Below are 18,292 nucleotides of genomic sequence, written 5' to 3' on the forward strand. Positions count from 1 at the left end.
TGTCCGGCCTCTCACAGTTGGCCGCTAGGCAGGACTTCGGCGCCAAAATCCTCAGCGACAACCTGCACGCCGTATGCTGCCTCAGCGCCGCGCAGGAACATGAAATTAATTCGGATCATCGCATCAACCGAACCTTCGCCATCACCGCTCTCAAACCTGTCCTGTCAGCGGCGCTGCTCGGCTTGCGCTGGGCCAAGGCCGCTCTGCATGAGACCTTGGCCTTGATCGCAACACGTACCCATCGCGTGCGACCAGATCGCGCTAAGCCACGTCCGACTCGCCACAAACCTCATCGACATGCTACTTACAAGGCTTTTTGATGCCTATTTGTTGGTGCTTATCTTGGGTGGATTGGAGGGCGGGCGCCTCTCGCCATTATGGCCCTTCTCATGTGGGAGTCGCGAACTGTGGCGTGCGAGTCCGTGCATGCAGCCAGCTTTTTTCTAGATAAATCAGGTTAAAAAGAAATGTCAGGTCCATCGGCTCGGCTTCAGCCGTAATCCACTGCTGGTGATCCGCGTCTTGATAAATTACGGTCAGATAATAGCGGCCATGAGGCAATTTGAGGTAGACCAAGGGGCCATCGGTCACCAACCGTAGCAGGCGTTTTCCCTTTTCGTTGACGAGGATCAGCGTGACGCCAGAAATCGGGGTGCCTTCTGAAGGATCTTGGAACATGAGTCGGACATTGAATTGGTCGGCTATCGCCTGCATTTGCTGCATGGCTTCGCGCCCGATCCCGCCCGAGACATACCGGACGCCAGAGGATTGGTGGATTTCTGGCGGTTTCGGATGCGCTGCGAGAGTCTCCGCGTAGAGAAGCGGGACAACGCCCAGTAGCCACGCAACGGAGGCGGTGCGCATAACCTTGATGACGCGCATGGCAAGTGATTGATAATGACAGGGAGCCTCGGAGCCCTTCTCCCCTACAGCTTTCAGTGTCACAGTCATCGTACTTCTCCTGCTTTGGCGACAAGGCGCGCAAAAAATGAAGCCGCTACTTTGAACAGTAGGTCGCATTCGAATTGGCCCATTGATCCTTCGCAAGACTTGAATCCACGTACATGCTGTCGCGTTATGGAACAGTCGCGGCTGCGCTTGGCAACACGCCGAACGCGGCTCGCAATATCCTGGAAGACCTGGGTCGCGTCCCTTTATGACGGCTATCTTCGCCGTCCGGCTTGCAATTCAATCCGCATCCAGGGTCGCCTTGATCCGTCCTTCGCGAATCGCTGCGACGAACGCGCGGAAATCGCTGCGGTTCTGTGAACAGTACTCCGTGGCGAACTCGCAGATCGCATCATCGAAGGTCTGGCCGGAGCCCATGTAGCCAGCGATCATGGCGGCGTCGCCAGAGCGCGCATGCGCGCGAGCAAGGGCATGTGCGCACATGCGGCCATATTGCCGGAGCATGCCCGTATCCCAGTCCTCAATCACCGGGGAGAGCTTCATGTCGCGCAACTGTCGTACATAGAAGTCGCGTCCGCTTTCTCCGCGCGTCCAGCCCAGGAAGACATCGCTCGCCGCCTGCATGAGACGCTGGCCCGCGATGACGCGCTCGCCATGGTTGGCATGCAGGCTCTTTCCCGCGTAGGGTTCCAGCACGGAAGCACGCGCTTCCTTTACCTGCAGGAACAAGGGATCGTTGTCCGCGGCGAGAAACAAGCCCACGCCACACATTGTCCCGACGCTGCCGACGCCAACGACCTTGATAGCCATGTCGAAAAAATGGAAGCGGTCGAACAGCACACGGACGTGCTCGGGAAGGCTGTCGCGGTAGGAAGCGATGGCTTGCGCATAGTCCGACGCCAGGCCGGGAGCCAGTTCCTTGGTGGGATGAAAGATGAACGGAGGCTCATCCTTGATTCTCGGCCTTTCGCCCTCTTCGGATACCAGCCTGGGATAGAGGTGATCGGGAACAGTCTTGCGCCGTTCCGCCTCGATTCTCTGCGCCAGGCGCTTGCGTGCCGCAGCGACGATTTCGGGATCGCCGCTGCGGTCTTCATACCTCTGCAGGTCGATCCGGTCGTACCAGACGTCAAGGGTGCGCATCCACCCATAGTTGAACATGCGTTCGCGGTACTCGCGCACTACATCGGTCACTACGCGAGCGGCATCGCTCTTTGGCAGCGCGAGATGCTCGGCCGCGATCGCCAGACTGGCCGCCAGACGCTTGAGGTCCCACTCGAACGGGGCCGGCAATGTCTCGTCCAGGTCGTTGATGTCGAAAATGATGTTACGTTCGGGCGTAGCGAACCCTCCGAAGTTCATCAGGTGAGCGTCTCCACATGCCTGCACGCGGATGCCGCTGGACGGCGTGGTGGCAAGATCGGCCGCCATGAGCGAGGCCGATCCGCGGTAGAACGCAAACGGGGATGCCGCCATCCGACCGTATCGGATCGGGACTAGGTCCAGGATCCGCCCGGCGTTGGATTCATTCAGCAGTTCGACGGGGTCGCGGCGATCTTCCGGCGGTTGCCAGCCGGATTGCGAGCCGCGAGGGACGGATTCGCGCAACGCGCGTCCTGTCGCGGCGCGCTCATCGGCAGTCAGGTATCCGGTGCGTACCTGGGGCGTTGCGGCTGGGTGGCTGACCCTTTCCGGTTTGTTCATGACGTATTCCTTCTATCGAGTCGGCGCCGCCGGATGCGGCACCAGCAGGCTGTGCCGCGATCCGCGCCAAGGCGAGCGGATCGCGGAAACGAAGTCATGGTCGCTCTGCTTGTTGCGGAGGCTGATATCTGGAAGGCTAGGGGCCGCGACGCAACAGGAGTTGACACGCATCAAGCCGGAGGGGTGACTTGGCCTTGGTGAACCATCATCGCAAGTCTTGACGTGCGACAACTGCCCGGATGCAATGCGACCTACATTGCAGCACACCGTGCAACAGGAGACTGCGCATGGACTATGCCACCCTCCCAGTTCATCTGGATGCCAGCCGCCGCACGCACCAGCGGCTGCACATCGCCATCGCGCTGGCGCAGCAGTTTCACGCAACGCTGGTCGGATTGTTCACGATCGGCCATGCGGATCCCGGTTCAATTCGCTATCTGATCGTGATGCGGTCGCCAAGTTGCAGCAACAAGTGTCGTTCCAGGACCGAGGTCAGTTAAAAATCGTCGAATCCGCAGGCAGTTGCGCCTGATTGATTTTGCCTCGATTCCCGGAAGCGCCAGCCGTTGAACACTGCCCAGTTTATACGTAACACCCGGTAGAGGTCTTTTGTTTGTGTACGCAGTTCCTTCGTCACCGACTCCCGATCGGAGCGCTCAGATTGCGGCATTCCGCAATGTCATGGCTGCCGCCATCAGGGTAACCAGGGTAGTGTGATAGCAGCCTAGGAAATCCCGGCGTGCAGCTGTGTCGCCCGCAGCGAAAAGGAAGCTGCCTGCGCCGTCAGGTCCCGGCACGGCTCCATCCTCGCGCTGGCTAGCAAGCGCGCTATGCAGCCCCTGGGTACTCGCGTGATCATGGCTGGCTTGTAGGCAGGCAGCAACCATGGCCAGTTCCGCCGCGAGGTCGTTATCATTGGCGTCCACAAAGGCACGTGTCCAGTATGGCAGCCAGGCGCGCAGGTAATCCGTCACACGGGCGTCTTCCAGCGCGCGCGCCCCAAAGTCAGTTAGGTAGAACACCTCATGCGTAATCGCGTAGGCCACCTCCCCGGAGACCACCCACGGTTCGGGCCGTGCCGCTATATAGAGCCCAGCCTCGTGGCTTGGCCATTCCGTCAGGCCAAGCTGCCATAAGTTATAGCGCATCGCCAGGCGTGACCAAGGTTGCAGCGGAAGCGCTGCCGCGATGTCCGCGCGCGAAAGCAAGCCTAGCACACGGTCTAGTGCCGGGTTTCGGAAATCGAGCTGGCGCAGCGGCGCATAGAGTGCGCAACAGGGCAGGAAATCGTGTCGTGCCAGCAGCAGTGCCACCAGCTTGCGGCCATGTTCGCACTGTTGCCAGATCCAGCCGGCGGTCGCATCGAGGAGGGGAAGCCCAAGACCACATCGCTTCAGCATCCAGACTGTCAGCGCAAGCTCAGAGAGCGGCTTCAACTGTGCCACGTCGTGTTTGTCAAACCGCTGGCTGGTGACTGTGCGCACCGCGAAATGCTGAAGGTTCTCGTTGAGCCAGGCCATACCCAACAAGAGGCCGCGCCGGGCAAGCGCGGCGGTTCCTGGGCACGGCAGCGGGGTCAAGGCTTGTCCCTCAGACATTTCAGCACGCGGTGTTCATGTCGCAGGCCGTTGGTGTCCGAAAGCCGAGCGAGCGTTCGCAACATTGTGCCGCTCTGGGAAAGGAGCCTGTCACGCACGCTTTCGAGATGGGGCGGCATGGGCATAGCCGACACCACGGTCTGCCAGCGCAGCAATTCCACCAGGGCGAGCATCCTGGCTGCGTCTGCCAGCGCATACATGGCCGCGCGCGGCTCGGAAGCAGGCGTGTAACCTCGCGCCGATAGGCGAGCCGACAGCCAACTGCCGAGGATCAGCGACGAGTCCGCGGCGAAGCGGCGCGGTGCGTCGCCCCAGGGGCTAAGCAGCGCTGCAATCGCATCGGCGCTACGGCCCGGCGGCATGCCGGCGAGGAAGGCCGCGGTCTCATGTCTGTTGGCGCCACCAAGGATCAGGCTATCGGCTGCGGCCTGGGTGGCAAGGTCGATAGCCTCGTCGGAACGTGGCATCGGCATCCCGTTTCATCCGTTCTGTAGCGGTCCCGCTGAAGGCAGCGCCTCCAGCTTGACGCAGTGCAGACAAAAGTCGCAGGCGGTTGCCGCCAGTACGCCCTGGGTGCCCAGTCGAACGCCAAGTTTCCGGATGCTCTCAAATTCGGCTGGGGTGAGGTATTGGCTTGCCGGGCCTGGTTTGTTGGTTTCGTCGCGGGCAGAGTGCGGGCCTTCGGTTGCGACCAGGGCCGGGCGCTGGCTGAACAGCTTGCGAACGACCACTTCCTGCTCGGGGGTCATGCTGACCGATGCCAGGTCAAAGGTCAGCATGGCGGCTCCAGCGCCGCCTAGCGTAACCACATGGGTGGTGCGGGTGTGCAAGTGGGAAGTGAGAGTATTGGCGTCCATGGAAGGCTCCTTTCGAAAGTGCGAGTGATGCGGGCAGAGTCGCCTTGCTTACGGCCATGCGCTGCCGTGCGCCGAAACGTGGCCGAACGCCAAGCCGAGGGGCTAGGACCACAGCCTGCCGTTTTCCTCCGGTCGGATCGCGTAGCCGGGCAGCGCTTCGAGCGTGACATCACGCAGGCGATGGCGAAGCCCGACATTTCTTCGACGGAAGCCGCGACGGGACGGGTATACCGGAGGAGGTGCCGCTGTTTATGAAGGGCCTGCGGCTGAACGGATCGGTCACGTCGGACAGGGCCTGTGCCGCGTTGCTGATGAACCGTTGGCGCAGCGGAAAGTCGGTCGACATTGTGCTGAACAGCGCATCCCCCCGCAAGACCGTTGCAACTCGTCGCCGGAGGTCGGACCTTTCGTGCGTATCCATAAGACGCCCTCCCTGAGGGACTCCTGGTTCTTGTTTGTGGATTCAGGTTAGGTGAAGCGAATTCCGGCTGGCATTAATTTTTGTGCATATGAGATTAAAAAACAGCGCAGTGAGGACGGTCGCGGGTTAGATCGGATAGCGGCGGCACAGGCGTACGCAGAGGCAGTTTGAATTGAAGGCTCATGAGTCGAGCGCTGACAGTCTTCCGGCGAACGAGAAACCTCGGCCACATGAGTACATACGCTGATCAGAGCGATTCAAATTTGTTACACATTCAACACAACTAAATTCAGGTTTTAAAATATCTGAATGCCGGCGGCAAGATACTACTACCTATCCAATCACTGGACATCTATTTTTATTTTCAATCCCTACACTTAAATCGTGGGATTCAATTTGTAATGCGATCTTTAAGTCATGTCGTGCCATTCGCCCTCTTCCTGATATGCGCAGGAGGCGGTGCTACCTGAAGTTTCGCTGTCCGACTGGGGAGGCAGTATGTCCCAATATGTAGAAGTGACCCAGGTCGATGTGAACGGCCTTGCGGAGAAGCTCAACGAATTCGGTGCCAAGCTCGACGACAAGGAGGCGACGGTTCTGTTGGGAATCCTGTCGTTGGCGGAGAAATCCCTGGGCGCGCAGAAGGGACCGGATCCCGACGGCGGGCAGCCTGACCAAGCCAAGAAAAGGAAGTTGACGCTGGAGCGCGAAACCATTCGCAATCTCAATGTCTGGGAACGGCTGCTGGCCCCTCGAAGCGAGAGTCTGTGGACTTGCCCCGGACTGCCGGACCCGGGCGCTGACGTGATTAATCCCGCCAAATCATAGTTGGAGGACCCGCATTACTGTGTCGGCATCTGAGCGCACGGGAGCTAAGTCATCGCGGCTTAATGGCGTGACCGGCGATGAGAGCCATGGAACTCAATCCTGTTCCTCGCATTGCCGCTTGCAGCTTCAGGCCTGCGCGCTTGGTGCGGGCGCCTTGTGTCGTGACAGGCAACGTGGACGCCTGGCCGGCATTGCATCGGTGGCAGCCTGCATACCTGAAGACCGCCGTTGGGGCGCGCAAGGTTGCCGTGCGCGAGGTAAGCGGGGCGCCGCGGAACATCTACCAGAACATGCTGGCGGGGGGCAAGATCCTTTTTTCCGACTATCTGGACTGGGTTCTGGAAATCGCCGGCTCGGAAGATATCCTCGCCATCGCGGCCGCCGGCGCGGACACGGCGCAGCTGATCCGGGCCATCGGAGCTTGCGGGTTCGAAAGTAGCTATTACCTTGACGTGAGCCTGGGCGCCTTGTCGCCACTGCTGCTTGCCGACACCGCCGTTCCACCCTGGTTTGATCCGCCCCCGATAGACACTATATTCTGGTGCGGCGTACTGGGAACCTCGTCCGGTCTGCACGCAGATATCAAGCCGAACTGCAATGTGCAGGTATTTGGCAACAAGACCTTCATTATGTTTGCGCCGTCGCAAGCACGTTGGCTATACCCCATGCCGCGCATGACCCATTGCCGCTTCGATCCCAACCTGCCAGATTTCGAGCGGTTTCCGCTGGCGCGCCGGGCGGTCGGGTGGCAATGCACTCTGCAAGCCGGGGAATCTCTTTATATCCCAGTTGGCTGGTATCACCAGGTGACGGTGGCCTCGCCGTGGGCCATCAATGTCAATTTCTTCTGGCCACGACCGTTCCCCCAAGGGCTGGCAACACCGCAGCTCTGGGGCCAACTGGTGCGTCGAGGCTGGGGTAGCCTGTGGCAGGCTTTCGCCAACCGGCGTCGCCTGGCTCCTAATGAGGAACAGCGTACTTTGACCGGCAGGGGCGAAGAGTAGTGACGATGGCACGAATAAAGAAAGAGTTGGCGGACACGGGATTTTTCCTGATGCGCTCGCCTGCGCTGCCGTGGGAGGTGTTGCTGGATTGGTGTGCAGATCTGTCCGGGCCGGCTGGGGCTGCGCTGTTGCGAGCGCGCTTACGCGAGATTGTCGCGCGCCCACAAGTGCGTGAGGCAATTGAGCTGGCTTCCCCTGGATTTTCTCGACGCATGGCCGCCTGGTTGAACGGCTGCGAGAACAAGGATGCTCTCGCAGTCGAGAGGGTGGCTGTGCGCTATCTGCAGCGTTTGGCCAGCCGCGCGACGCCGTTCGGCCTGTTCGCCGGCTGGGCCTCTGGTCCGATCGGTGACGTCACCCGCCTCGCAGTCGCGCCCCTGGCTGATCATCGTCGCCATATCCGGCTAGACGCCGGTTACCTGCAAGAAGTGGCACGATCATTGGCAAGGGACGCTTGCATTCGGCGCCACCTGCACTATCGCGCAGAGCAGACTCTATACCAGGCCGGCGACCGTTTACGCTACCACGAGATGCGCCTCGGCGACCCGCACCCGACCTATCACTTGGTGGAAGTAAAGGACAGTCACTACTTACGATGGGTGCTGGCGGCAGCTGCAGGGGAGGAGGACGCTACTTTGAACGCGATCGTCGAGCAGTTGACGGTGGCATTGCCCGATCTTGACGAAAGCGACGCGCTCGCCTTCCTAGATGAACTGATCGAGGCAGGTCTGCTTCGCCCAGTGCTGCCTCCTTTTGCCACCGGCCCCGAGCCGGGCAGGGCGACTGGGGCATGGTTGCGCGATTTGGCCGCCAGTCATTCGTCCCCCTCTATCCTGAGCACAATATTCGCTGCGTCAGACCAGACAGCCTGCCCCGGCGAGTACCCCGAAGCCGAGTCGAAGGCTCTGCTGCAAGCACTTGCCGAAAGCGATTGCTCCGGACACAAGTTCTATGTCGATCTGGAGAAGCCTGCCGCGTCGCTCTCGTTAAGCCAGCACATGGCCAACGAGATAGCCAGCGGGGCAGAGCTACTTTGCAAGCTGGCAGCGCAGCGCGAGCCAGATGTGCTGGACGAATTCGCGCGGCGCTTTGAGAGCCGTTTCGGCCAGCGCGAAGTGCCGCTATTGCAGGCGTTGGACGAAGAAGACGGCATCGGCTTCGAAGCGGAATCATACATTGGCGCAAGTCCCTCATCCTTGCTGGAAGGGTTGCCATCCACTCGCGAGCCCCCCAAGCGCGTCTGGCACGGCCGCGATCAACATTTGTTGCAGCTTCTCGCGCAGGCGCTCATGCATCAATCGACACAGGTTGAGCTTGACCACGCTGATATTGAGGCGCTTGTCGGGGATAAGCCGTGGGTCGCACCGCATGGCTGCGCGGCAATCGTCTCGATTGCCGCGTCAGATGCACCAGCGACGGCCCGGCGGCGCGACTACCAGATCTACCTTCAGAAGGTAATTGGTGGCTCGAGCGCCACCCTGCTGGGCCGCTTTTGCCATGCGTCACGGAAACTCACTACGCTGGTGCGTGGTGCCCTTCGGCTGGAGGAGGCCTGCGACCCGGATGCGATTCATGCGGAAATCGCCTATTTGCCGCCAGGCAAGGCTGCCAATGTGGTCTGTCGGCCAATACTGCGCGCCTATGAAATATCGCTACATGCGTCATCCGGGGCATCGCGTTCGCAACAAATCGCCGTCAGTGACCTGCTTGTGTCCGTGCGCGAAGGCAAGGTGGTTCTACGCTCTGCCGCCATGGAGCGCCGCGTCGTGCCACATTTGGGATGCGCACACGCCCACCAGCGCGGAGGTCCCTTGCTGTATCGCTTCCTCGCCAGCCTGGCAGCTGGCGGGCACGCCGCCGAGTCCAAATTCTCTTGGGGAGCATTGTCCAGCGCCCCTTTTCTGCCGCGGCTGGTGTTCGGTCGGTTCGTATTGTCGCTTGCACGCTGGCAGTTCAGTGGCAAGGAACTGGCGGCGATCCACTTGCTTTCCGAGCACGACAGGATGACAGCTATCGAGGCCCTACGGGCAGCGCATCGGCTGCCTCGCTTGGTGTGGTTTCTGGAAAACGACAAGACGCTGTTAGTTGACTTCGACAATGCCTTGTCAGTAGACAGCTTCCTGGCCACCGCCAGGCGGCGCACCTCGGTTGCCGTAAGCGAAGTCTTCCCGTTGCCCGACCAGCTGTTGGCGACCGGCGAGGAAGGCAGCTTTCACCATGAACTCGTCGTGCCATTGGTTCGCGCGCGCCGTGTCCGCGAAACATTGCGGGCAGCCCGCGCCATGCCGTCCGGCCAAGACAGCCGGCCGGGGGAAGACTGGCTCTATCTTCGTCTATACGCGGGCCCGGCTACGCTAGACCGATTCCTGACCGAGTTCGTGGGACCTTTGGCCGCTGCGTTGCGGGCAGAAGGGGTGATCGATACCTGGTTCTTCATACGCTATGCTGATCCTGACTGCCATTTGCGATGGCGGCTGCATGGCGAGGCATCGCTGCTATGGCAGCAGGTGGTGCCACGGGTGTTCTCTGCATTGGCGCCATGGCGCAACAGCCTTTACAGATACACCGTAGACACATACGTGCCCGAGGTTGCGCGCTACGGTGGTTTTCAAGCAATGGAGCTCGCGCATGCAATCTTTGAAAGTGACAGCGTGGCTGCGATTTCGATTATTACCCGGCATCGCGTAGACAATGAATCGAGATGGCGTGCCGCCTTGCTCGGCATGCACACCTTGCTCGATGACTTTGGTCTGGACATGGATGAGCGCCGACGGGTCATGGCCACCTGCCGAAGTCTCCTTCTGAAAGGCCGCGCGCATCAACAGGCATTGTTCGCTCTGGCAGCAAAATACCGCGAACTTAGGGGTGTGGTGGAAAGCTTGCTTTCCACGAAAACTCGTGACCACTGCGAAGCCGATCTCGCTATCCGGACCCGCTCCGCGAGCATCGCACCCACAATCAATAGACTAGTTGCGCTGGAGGCTGATGGGCTGCTTGGATGTAGTCGTGCAGCGCTTGTCCAGAGCTATCTGCACATGTGGGCAAACCGGATTTTTCGGGATTGTGCGAACTCCTTTGAGTTGGTCCTGTATGACCTGCTCGCACGACACTATGCGAGCGAGATGGCGCGGCGGCAATCCTCGAAATGCCAGGCCGGCGACAACTGATGCGTCACGCCTCCGGCCGAGCTGAATCGCCTTGAAAAAGTAAGCTCGTCTGATAAGCTTTTAAAGGCGGAAAATCGCACCTTGCTAGTTAACCAGGCGGGTGGCACACATGGCTTTTAGAGCGAAGCGCGTAAGAATACAAATTCCCTGTGGAAACTCCGGATCGATTCTGAACCCCGGCGACCCGCTAGATATCGCCGCGGGCTGTGATGCCGGGTGCAGCGACTCACCGCAATCTGCTGTCTGCCCGCCGCCTCCCCCGATTCGTCCTCAAGGCGCTCCGCCCTGTGGGGTGCCCAGCAATTTCTTCGGACTTAATCCATGGGATGAGGTCGTCAACCCGACTGAGCAGGCGTTTTTGTCTCCGGAGGATCTTCCGTTGTTCAAGGAAGAGCTTGAACTGAAGATGAAGCTGCTCAAGCTCGCCGATGACGCTACTACGTTGGCGAAGAAGCGGGTTCAGTCAAAATTGGCAGACGTTGAGCGCGTCGAAAAGGAACTGAAGAAAAAGGGCAAGAACAACTAAGGGCGCGGATTGGCGGAAGCGGAGACATATGGAATGCTGCCTACATGAAAATTCCATATTCCGAGCGAATCCAGACTACAAGTTGGTGCTGGTAGATCGGCTCAGCGAGCCAGATCGACGCCAACTTCATGAAGCCGACTGCTCCGAAGACCTGTATGGCGCTCTCGTTCCGCAAGGTGGCAGCGCGCAAGGCTGGCGCGCTGTATCATGTGAAACGGCTTTGCTATTCACAGCGCTTCTCGAAGCGGGTCCGTTACCACGCTATGCGCTACGCCGCCTCGGTCACGACCTTGAGCCCACCATAAAGAGGCTTTTGGTGGATGGTGTTCTGCAGATATTGCTCAGCAATGAGTTCACGTGTGGTCCGCAGGTGGCGGAACTGTTTGGAACGCTGCGTAGCCACTCGAGCCGGAGTTGCAACTTTGATCTGGCGGTGTCTGCACTTCGGTATGGACAGGAGTTGAGCTGCCTTCCCCAAACCGAACTTGGGCGTCGCCTGTACTCCTATGGCCGGAAGCCGGTGTCCCCCAAGCTTCAAAGGCGGCTCAACGATCCTGCAGCGGTAGCCCGTTTCCTGGGAATTGCTGAGGAAGGCATCTTGGCTCGCTCGCTCCATCGTCATTGGACGCATGTATCGGTCTCACATGGTGCTCTGGAATTCTGGTGGCAGTGGCTTTCGAAATCCGAGCCGCCCCGCGAGACTGCGCAAAGAGCCAGCTTCAAGCTCTATTTGAGTCCTGTCGTGGATGACATGCCAGAAGCATTGGAGACGCTAATCCGCGCACTGGCTCGCACGCAAGGAGTCACCGGTTTCAAGGTTGGTGTCGGACTTTGGGGAATTTCCCGGCCGGACAAGATCGTGGTTTATTTCGCTCAGTTGGATGATCTCTATAGATTTGCCGACCTCCTTCGCACTCGCCTTTCCGGCTGCGCGGCGCACGGTGTTCCGTTTAGCGCCGCGGCTTCGGAGAATGGGCTCCTCTCTTGGGGCGCCGATCCGCCGCATGGCGCCACCAAAGGCGAGCGAACGACAAGCTGGCGAATGTGGGTAACCTGGCGTCTCGCCGAGTATCTTGTTTCGGCCAGGACCGCCGCGCTAAGCACGATGGAGCCTTGGCAGTATGCGCTCGAACGTCTGAGCCTCGCGGGGATCGATACCGACACATGGATTCCGGCCGACGGGATGTGGCCGGCAGCATTGGAAAGGGCATGAACGCGACAACAACGCTTCTTCTCCCCGAGGATGTGGTCGTGGCGCCGGTCGCCAACCTTCCTCCAGATCTGAGTCGCGGTATTGCACATGAGCCCGACGACTTCATTGTGACGCGACCTACCGACGGGGCAGAATCCTTTGTTGTCGATGCAGACACCGCGGCGTTGTTGGCACAGTTCCGTTCGCCGACGACTGTGGTGGATGCAATCGCAAACTTCTGTCGTAAGAACGAACTGGATCCGATGCGCACGCTGGACGATGCGTTCGCCGTGCTAGCGGATCTGGTCGCCGCGATGATGCTGGTGCCCGCTGAAGCGCATTTGACGGAGCCTGTTCCGCGCATTCACAGTGAATGGCAGACCTATCGATACTATGAAATCTACAGAAGGCAGTTCAGCGAGGAGGAGTGCCGGTCGATCGTTTCCCTGCACGCTGGCTACAGCATGGTCGCCAGCAGGATCGATTATCAGTCCGGCGATCCCGTCAGAGACTGCCACTTGTTTTGGGTCCCAAGAAGCGAAAGAACTGAATGGATTTTTTCGCGGCTGTGGGAGGCAGCACAGCGCTTCAACAAGGCATATCAATTCGAGCTCTCGCCAGAGATGGGGATGGCTCAGCTCACTCGTTACACACCGGGGCAGCAATACAACTGGCATATGGATCTGGGCTCCAAGGATGCCAGCGTTCGCAAGATCTCGATCGTTCTGCAACTCAGCGCAAACAAAGACATGGAGGGTGGCGGAACTGAGATATTCTATGGCGATGCGATCGACAACCAGTTGCATGCCGACATAGGCGATGTCGTCGTGTTTCCATCTTTCGTCATGCATAGAGCAGCGATGATTACCGGCGGTGTCCGCTGGACGCTCGTTATCTGGCTGACTGGCCCGCGGCCTCTCAGATAGTCAACGATACTGCCCGCTTCGGCCAATGCTCGTCTTCAAAGAATGGCATGCAGGCGAACTCAGGTGCAGCTAGATCCGCGGCGAGCAGGGCAATGCCGAGGTCGCCATGAAAAAGACTATTCAGCCGATTCGGGGGTAATCCAGGACTCTCGGCGGCACGTTTCGCCAGTACCCGGGCGCGAGCCAGCCACACCGACTCCCCAGTAGACCCATGGAGCCGCAACAACGCATACGCCCGTCCGGCCAATCCACAGCACAGGTCCCCTGGGGCATCGGACGGTCCATCGTAGGCATGCCATGCAGCCATGCGGGCAAGGCGCTCGAATTGGAAGTCAGAGCCGAGCAGTTCATATGCCGTCGTCCAAAGATGGACGTACCCTGCGGCACCATTACACCAACTGGCTGAGAGTATTCCGGTAGTGGCTGTATGCGGGATCTTTCGTGGCCACAACATGCTGCGGCCTGAAGGTTGTCCGAGAGCCGCAAGTTCCTGCAGTCGCTCGACCAGGCGCGGCGGCACCGCGGTGCCAGACGCCTCGCACCATCGCATGGTGGCAAAAAGGAACCCACACCATCCATGAGCCGCGCCCAGCGTCGCCTGCGAAACTTTCTCCAACGGCGGGTGAGCATCCAATTGTGTCCAGATGCCATGCAGCAGTCTCTGCCCCAATGCGAGCAAAGCATCGCACTCGAGATGTGGGGGCATTATGTCCAACAGCATGGCACAACCAATCAACAATCCCGACCGACCAAACGCAACGTCGAGCTGATCGCATAGTTCGCTAGCGGCAAAGTAAGCTTCCAGCGCGTGCTGCTGTGCGACATCATCGCCACGCGCATGGGCAATGAGGGCCTGCACGCAATGAATGCCGCAGGCGTGATGGAACAAGGAGCTCTGCCCGAGGACCTCCGGCACAATGCCACGCTCGGAATTCCAGAAGGTAGCGTTGCTCGATATTGCAGATGCCGCGCGGGTCAGCCACTGGTCAGCGGCAGCAAGTAAGGTTTCGTCGTTTCTGCTACGCGCGATTCTCAGCAAGAAATAGGCGATCCCTGCCGCGCCGTAAGTGATCGATCCTGTCGGTGCTTCTAACCCGTCGCGGTACAAGCGCCCGGGTACGCGGAAGCGGTTGAGCACATTGTCCAGCAGTATCTGCGACGGGTCGTTGCTGACAGCGTATGGCGGGATTACGAGCTGTTTTCGCGCCGAAGCCTGCAGGAACGATTGCAGCATTTCTTCTATGGACGAGAAACGATCTGCTGGGTCTTTTTCCAACGCACGGTTGACGCAACTTTCCAGGCAGAGGAAGCTGTCGGCTCCGTGATGAGAGAACGGTTGGGGTGGCTCATTGATCACCTGACCCAGCATGGCATCTTCCTCTAGCGAAAAAGAATGCGTGTGGCCGCCGGTAAGAAGGAAGTAAAGCAATGCTCCAATCGAGTATTGCTCCGAAGCGAGTGATGGCAGCGGTCTCTCTACGGATGCAAGATTTGCTTCGGCGATTTCCGGTGCCAGGAATAGATCGATACCACCGTGCAAGCCCACTGCGCCGGCAGTCGGCATGACCGCAAGGCCAAAATCGAGGACAGTAATCTTGTCGCTGTCGTCAACAATTATGTTGCGGGGATGAACATCACCGTGCAATGCGCCTTGCGAGTGAAGATGCGCATACGATCGAAGCACCTGCTCGGCAAGCTTCAGTAGTGTGTCGCTGCGTCCCGGTTCAGGTAATGCACGCGCCTCCGCTGCAGCGCGGTACAAATCTACCCCAGAAACCCATGTCATCACAATGAACGATCTTCCATCAACTCGGCCGGCGGCCATCAGGCGAGGGCTAACCTTCCCATCGAGGCATGACAGGACGTTGGCTTCATGGTGAATGGTGGCGGTGGTATTCCGCCTGATGTTGGCTCCCACAATCTTGAGCGCAACAGCGGTTCCGTCAGCGGAACGTCCACGGTAGACCTCGGTGTCATCCAGAAGATGGATGGCCTCGAGAATCTCGACGTCTCCTACAAATTCACCCACGGACAATGACGACGCAATGGGCTGGGCCAGGATCGACTCGGCCGGTACTAGCACCCTTGCGGCGACCAGTTCGGTCAGCATAGCGAACGCGGCGTCGAGCGTGCGCATCGGATCCAGTTCGTTCGCATGAGAATAGGCCAGGATTGCATCCGCTACCGTCGACGGCGAACGGAAGTGCGCCAACAGCGCGGCAGTCTGTGCATCGACGATGATTGATCCCGAGCGGGTATGCGCACGCGTCACATAGAAGTCGCCAGACTCATTGGAAACACGGCGCCCCAACTCTGAGGGCAGATTAGCGACTGGAGCTATCGCTACATCCTCAGGGAGAAGGAGTCTGATGGTCGCGTTCATTACCTGGCATCGGAGCCAGAACTTGCCGCATTTCGTCCTGGCTCGCATAGAAAAATAGATCGCGTTACCCACGTATATTAGGCTGCCATCAAAGACATCTATGATTTTTTTGTAGGAACAGCCATCCCGCTCGTTGCCAGTCCATCACGACCCGCCGGATGGCCGCGCGGTTAGCCGCCGCGGCACCAGATCGCGCTCAAGTCTGCCGCAGGTAAGTTGCCGCCACGTGGGGCCGCAGCACGCCGCTTGAAGGCTCGGTCACGTCTGCGAGACAAGAACATCCACCCGTTCACTCAGACAAGCGGGGTGCCTGAATGAGCGGCGCTCGGATAGCAACAAGGGGGAAAGCGATAAGGCACGATAACGGGCGCTTATGGCGCATGGTGGCATGCCAGAGTTTCACCCGCGTTCTTTCAGCGTACCTTTCTAGCGACGGATAATCTGCGAATCGACTCAGGGGAGGCTTCGCCCCCCACCCTTGGATACGCAGCAGCCTGGTCGCGGAAAGTTCACTACTTGAAGAAGAAGATTCTCGCTACATCGCGCCTGCGCAGTCCGGCGTACCCATTTCTGCGTGCCATCACTTAGCGGTAAGTGTCTGGTCCCATGGGGCGACGACGCTATCGCCATGACGACTCCCCTCGGGAACTCACGCCAGACGCTTTGCCGTCTTCCATTCCAAGACAAAAAAAACCTGGCGGGAAAGTGAGAGGATTAAAGTCTTGCCGGTCGACTTTAATCTGCGTATAAGTCAAGAGTGGCTAAATAAATTGGAGGAGCGATGGCAACGTATCAGGATCTGCTGGCCCAGAAGCAGGCGCTGGAAGCGCAAATCGAACAAGCTCGCGCCACTGAGGTCGCGGGCGTGCTCGAGCAGATTCGGGCGCTGATGCAACAGTACGGCCTGTCGCCCGAAGATATTGCGCCGCGGCGTCGCCGCGGCCGCCCCGCCGACGCAGCCACCGGGCCAGCGGAAAAGACTGCGTTGCCGCCGAAGTACCATGACCCTAAAACCGGCAAGTCCTGGTCCGGGCGTGGCCGCGCGCCGGCGTGGCTGGGCAAGCGCCCCGCGCGGTTTCTGATTCCGCAGGAATAACTGGCGCTCCGGCGCCACCCTGACTAGCGCAGCCGATCCATGTTTGGTTGTGGGCAGCGGCATGATTTCCCAGCGCCACCGCGAGTCGGCCGGGTCTGGCTTCGTGCTACCCGCGCCGCTCCGGAGAGGGCGGCGCGGTCTCTCCATCTTGGCGTGCCCCCTCTTGTAAGGAAGCGATTCGCCGACTGATGACGGCAGCCTGCTTTAGATGCCGCGCGAGTCCGTCGCGAGCCTGATTGAAGCCTGTAGTTTGTTCGCTCTCTGGAAACGCGAAAGTCATGCTGCGAGCGGCGCGCCCGACGGTGATAATTCGCTTTTTGACGGTGTGCTGGTAGGCCATGGCCATGAGGTATCGGCCTGGTGGCATCTTCATGTAAAGAAGCGGACCTTCGGTCTCGAGCCGCAAGAGTCGCTCGCTCTTCTCGTTGAGCACAACGACTTTGACGTCTGAAAGCGATGCGCCAGTCACCTCCTCCTGAAAGCGAATTCTCACGTTAAAGCTTGGCGCCAGTTCCCGCATGCGGGCGACTTCGTCCGTCCCGATTCCGCCCGAAACATAAACAATTCCGGCCGACTCCCGGATGTCCGGAAGGTCCGGAAGCATCAGTTCCTGCGAACTCAACGAACTCAGAGTCGCTACAGAGAATGTCAGTACGATCGCCCTACTGAACCAGCTAGCAGGCATGCTTGTTCCCCTTCGTTGACAATCCTTCGTTAAACCTCTCGCTGGAATGCCCCGGCGCAGCGTTTGCGGCGCGATGAAGCCGTCGTGAAAGCCTGCAGTCAGTGCAGTGCAGTGCAGTGCATGCTTAGAAAAAAATGTCGAAAGTCGGTGGCAGTTGCCGCAGCCTCAGCGTTCAATCGATGTGGCTGGGCAACTGCGGCAGAACATGCTCGGCCTCTACTGCATGGGCGACCCTCGTCTCGCTGCGCACTCAGTCTGACTCTTCCCTAGTGAATCGAAGACGTTGCATAGTTGGAAGCATCGCCGGCACCGCAGGAAGATCAATCTTCCAGGCTCGCAACAGCCTGTCAAAGTTCGGTTGTACCGGCACGTGACGCGAATGAAGCGAAGAATTGCCGCTGGATTTAATCGTATTTCCTGTCACCGTGTAACGAGCCTCCGTTCTTCTCCCGCCTACGGCTGACGGGCTAAGGCAGATTAATCCCTCCTTAAGCAAACTTTTTCTTGCTCTCGCAAACTCGTCGCCACTTAGCAAGCCCATGCCCACGACTTGCGCACGACCTATTTCCCGACCGGATTGTAGGGCGATGAGTAGCGTATTCGCACATTCTATCGTCGATCTCTTAGTTCTCATGTCGCACCTTAAGTAGCTTAAGTTGATTTGCCACCCAAAAATCAAGGGGGAGGGCCGGCACGTATTTTGTCTCGCGCTAGATTCCTTGACTGAATTGATTGCGTAGTGATTGAGTCAAGTTTTTCTACGCGGCGATTTTGACCTGATCGCACCATGTGTTGACGGCCTGCTCGGCGGTGCGGAAGCTGCGCTGCAAGGATGCTGGCGAGGCCGCAGGCGCCTGAGGGCTGACCAATGCAAGGCCGGGCCGTAAGATGCGGGAATAGACGCGCGTGTAGAAGAGTGCCGTCTGCAGCCCCAGGTTGGTGAGCCGATAGCGGTGGGTCTTGGGCACGCGCTCGATGAGGCCATGCAGGCGCAGG

Annotated in this window: 15 protein-coding genes and 2 pseudogenes; 9 read left to right on the top strand and 8 right to left on the bottom strand. The window is 59.3% G+C overall.

Translation table 11 applies throughout. The features are described from left to right. Positions 1 to 320 (top strand): annotated as a pseudogene (locus K309_RS42610) (IS4 family transposase); the annotation flags it as partial. A gap of 67 nt (positions 321 to 387) precedes the next feature. On the opposite strand, the gene K309_RS39375 reads toward K309_RS42610, so the two are convergent. Further along, a complete protein-coding gene (locus K309_RS39375; RefSeq protein ID WP_051320690.1) occupies positions 388 to 951 on the bottom strand; it encodes a hypothetical protein in 564 nt (187 codons plus the stop codon). A gap of 237 nt (positions 952 to 1,188) precedes the next feature. Beyond that, the gene (locus K309_RS0130150) at positions 1,189 to 2,613 is read right to left on the bottom strand and encodes a DUF2252 domain-containing protein (protein WP_029049805.1); all 1,425 of its coding nucleotides are present in this window, start codon (positions 2,611 to 2,613) and stop codon (positions 1,189 to 1,191) included. 287 nt (positions 2,614 to 2,900) lie between these two features. On the opposite strand from K309_RS0130150, the gene K309_RS0130155 reads away from it, so the two are divergent. After that, a complete protein-coding gene (locus K309_RS0130155; RefSeq protein WP_029049806.1) occupies positions 2,901 to 3,113 on the top strand; it encodes a hypothetical protein in 213 nt (70 codons plus the stop codon). A gap of 156 nt (positions 3,114 to 3,269) precedes the next feature. On the opposite strand, the gene K309_RS0130160 is transcribed toward K309_RS0130155, so the two are convergent. The 3 genes from K309_RS0130160 to K309_RS0130170 are packed head-to-tail and all read right to left on the bottom strand — an operon-like array spanning position 3,270 to position 5,068. Further along, positions 3,270 to 4,193 carry a DUF6895 family protein gene (locus K309_RS0130160; protein WP_156914491.1) on the bottom strand — a complete coding sequence of 308 codons (924 nt, stop codon included), beginning with the start codon at positions 4,191 to 4,193 and terminating at the stop codon, positions 3,270 to 3,272. Further along, positions 4,190 to 4,678, bottom strand: coding sequence for a hypothetical protein (locus K309_RS0130165; protein WP_156914492.1), 489 nt, complete (start codon positions 4,676 to 4,678; stop codon positions 4,190 to 4,192). Before K309_RS0130165 ends, K309_RS0130160 begins: the two co-directional genes overlap by 4 nt. 12 nt (positions 4,679 to 4,690) lie before the next feature. Then, the gene (locus tag K309_RS0130170) at positions 4,691 to 5,068 is read right to left on the bottom strand and encodes a hypothetical protein (protein WP_029049809.1); all 378 of its coding nucleotides are present in this window, start codon (positions 5,066 to 5,068) and stop codon (positions 4,691 to 4,693) included. A gap of 919 nt (positions 5,069 to 5,987) precedes the next feature. Between K309_RS0130170 and K309_RS0130175 the strand changes: the two genes are divergently transcribed. The 6 genes from K309_RS0130175 to K309_RS39385 all read left to right on the top strand — a co-directional run bounded on the left by K309_RS0130175 (position 5,988) and on the right by K309_RS39385 (position 13,132). Beyond that, positions 5,988 to 6,317: a hypothetical protein gene (locus K309_RS0130175; protein WP_029049810.1), complete on the top strand. Its 330-nt coding sequence runs from the start codon at positions 5,988 to 5,990 to the stop codon at positions 6,315 to 6,317. Positions 6,318 to 6,403: 86 nt separating this feature from the next. Continuing rightward, positions 6,404 to 7,321 carry a cupin-like domain-containing protein gene (locus tag K309_RS39380; protein WP_198030883.1) on the top strand — a complete coding sequence of 306 codons (918 nt, stop codon included), beginning with the start codon at positions 6,404 to 6,406 and terminating at the stop codon, positions 7,319 to 7,321. Between the two features lie 5 nt (positions 7,322 to 7,326). Next, a complete protein-coding gene (locus K309_RS0130185; RefSeq protein WP_156914493.1) occupies positions 7,327 to 10,488 on the top strand; it encodes a lantibiotic dehydratase in 3,162 nt (1,053 codons plus the stop codon). A gap of 292 nt (positions 10,489 to 10,780) precedes the next feature. Then, complete coding sequence (locus K309_RS0130190; RefSeq protein WP_029049813.1) at positions 10,781 to 11,014, top strand: hypothetical protein; 234 nt, start codon at positions 10,781 to 10,783, stop codon at positions 11,012 to 11,014. A 28-nt stretch (positions 11,015 to 11,042) separates the two neighbouring features. Further along, positions 11,043 to 12,227 (top strand): hypothetical protein, encoded by a 1,185-nt coding sequence (locus tag K309_RS42070; RefSeq protein ID WP_156914494.1) that lies wholly within the window; start codon positions 11,043 to 11,045, stop codon positions 12,225 to 12,227. Next, the gene (locus tag K309_RS39385) at positions 12,224 to 13,132 is read left to right on the top strand and encodes a 2OG-Fe(II) oxygenase (protein ID WP_051320691.1); all 909 of its coding nucleotides are present in this window, start codon (positions 12,224 to 12,226) and stop codon (positions 13,130 to 13,132) included. Before K309_RS42070 ends, K309_RS39385 begins: the two co-directional genes overlap by 4 nt. Here K309_RS39385 and K309_RS0130215 read toward each other — a convergent pair. Beyond that, complete coding sequence (locus tag K309_RS0130215; RefSeq protein WP_029049816.1) at positions 13,125 to 15,515, bottom strand: lanthionine synthetase LanC family protein; 2,391 nt, start codon at positions 15,513 to 15,515, stop codon at positions 13,125 to 13,127. The genes K309_RS39385 and K309_RS0130215 overlap by 8 nt on opposite strands. Positions 15,516 to 16,296: 781 nt before the next feature. On the opposite strand from K309_RS0130215, the gene K309_RS0130220 reads away from it, so the two are divergent. After that, positions 16,297 to 16,611 (top strand): H-NS histone family protein, encoded by a 315-nt coding sequence (locus K309_RS0130220; RefSeq protein ID WP_029049817.1) that lies wholly within the window; start codon positions 16,297 to 16,299, stop codon positions 16,609 to 16,611. Positions 16,612 to 16,717: 106 nt separating this feature from the next. Here K309_RS0130220 and K309_RS39390 read toward each other — a convergent pair whose 3' ends face one another. Both K309_RS39390 and K309_RS42615 read right to left on the bottom strand, forming a co-directional pair. Further along, on the bottom strand, positions 16,718 to 17,215 hold the full coding sequence (locus tag K309_RS39390; protein ID WP_051320692.1) for a hypothetical protein: 498 nt from the start codon (positions 17,213 to 17,215) through the stop codon (positions 16,718 to 16,720). Positions 17,216 to 18,054: 839 nt separating this feature from the next. Continuing rightward, a pseudogene (locus tag K309_RS42615) lies at positions 18,055 to 18,292 on the bottom strand (hypothetical protein); the annotation flags it as partial.

The sequence above is a fragment of the Cupriavidus phytohabitans genome (assembly GCF_000426345.1).
GTDB lineage: Bacteria > Pseudomonadota > Gammaproteobacteria > Burkholderiales > Burkholderiaceae > Cupriavidus.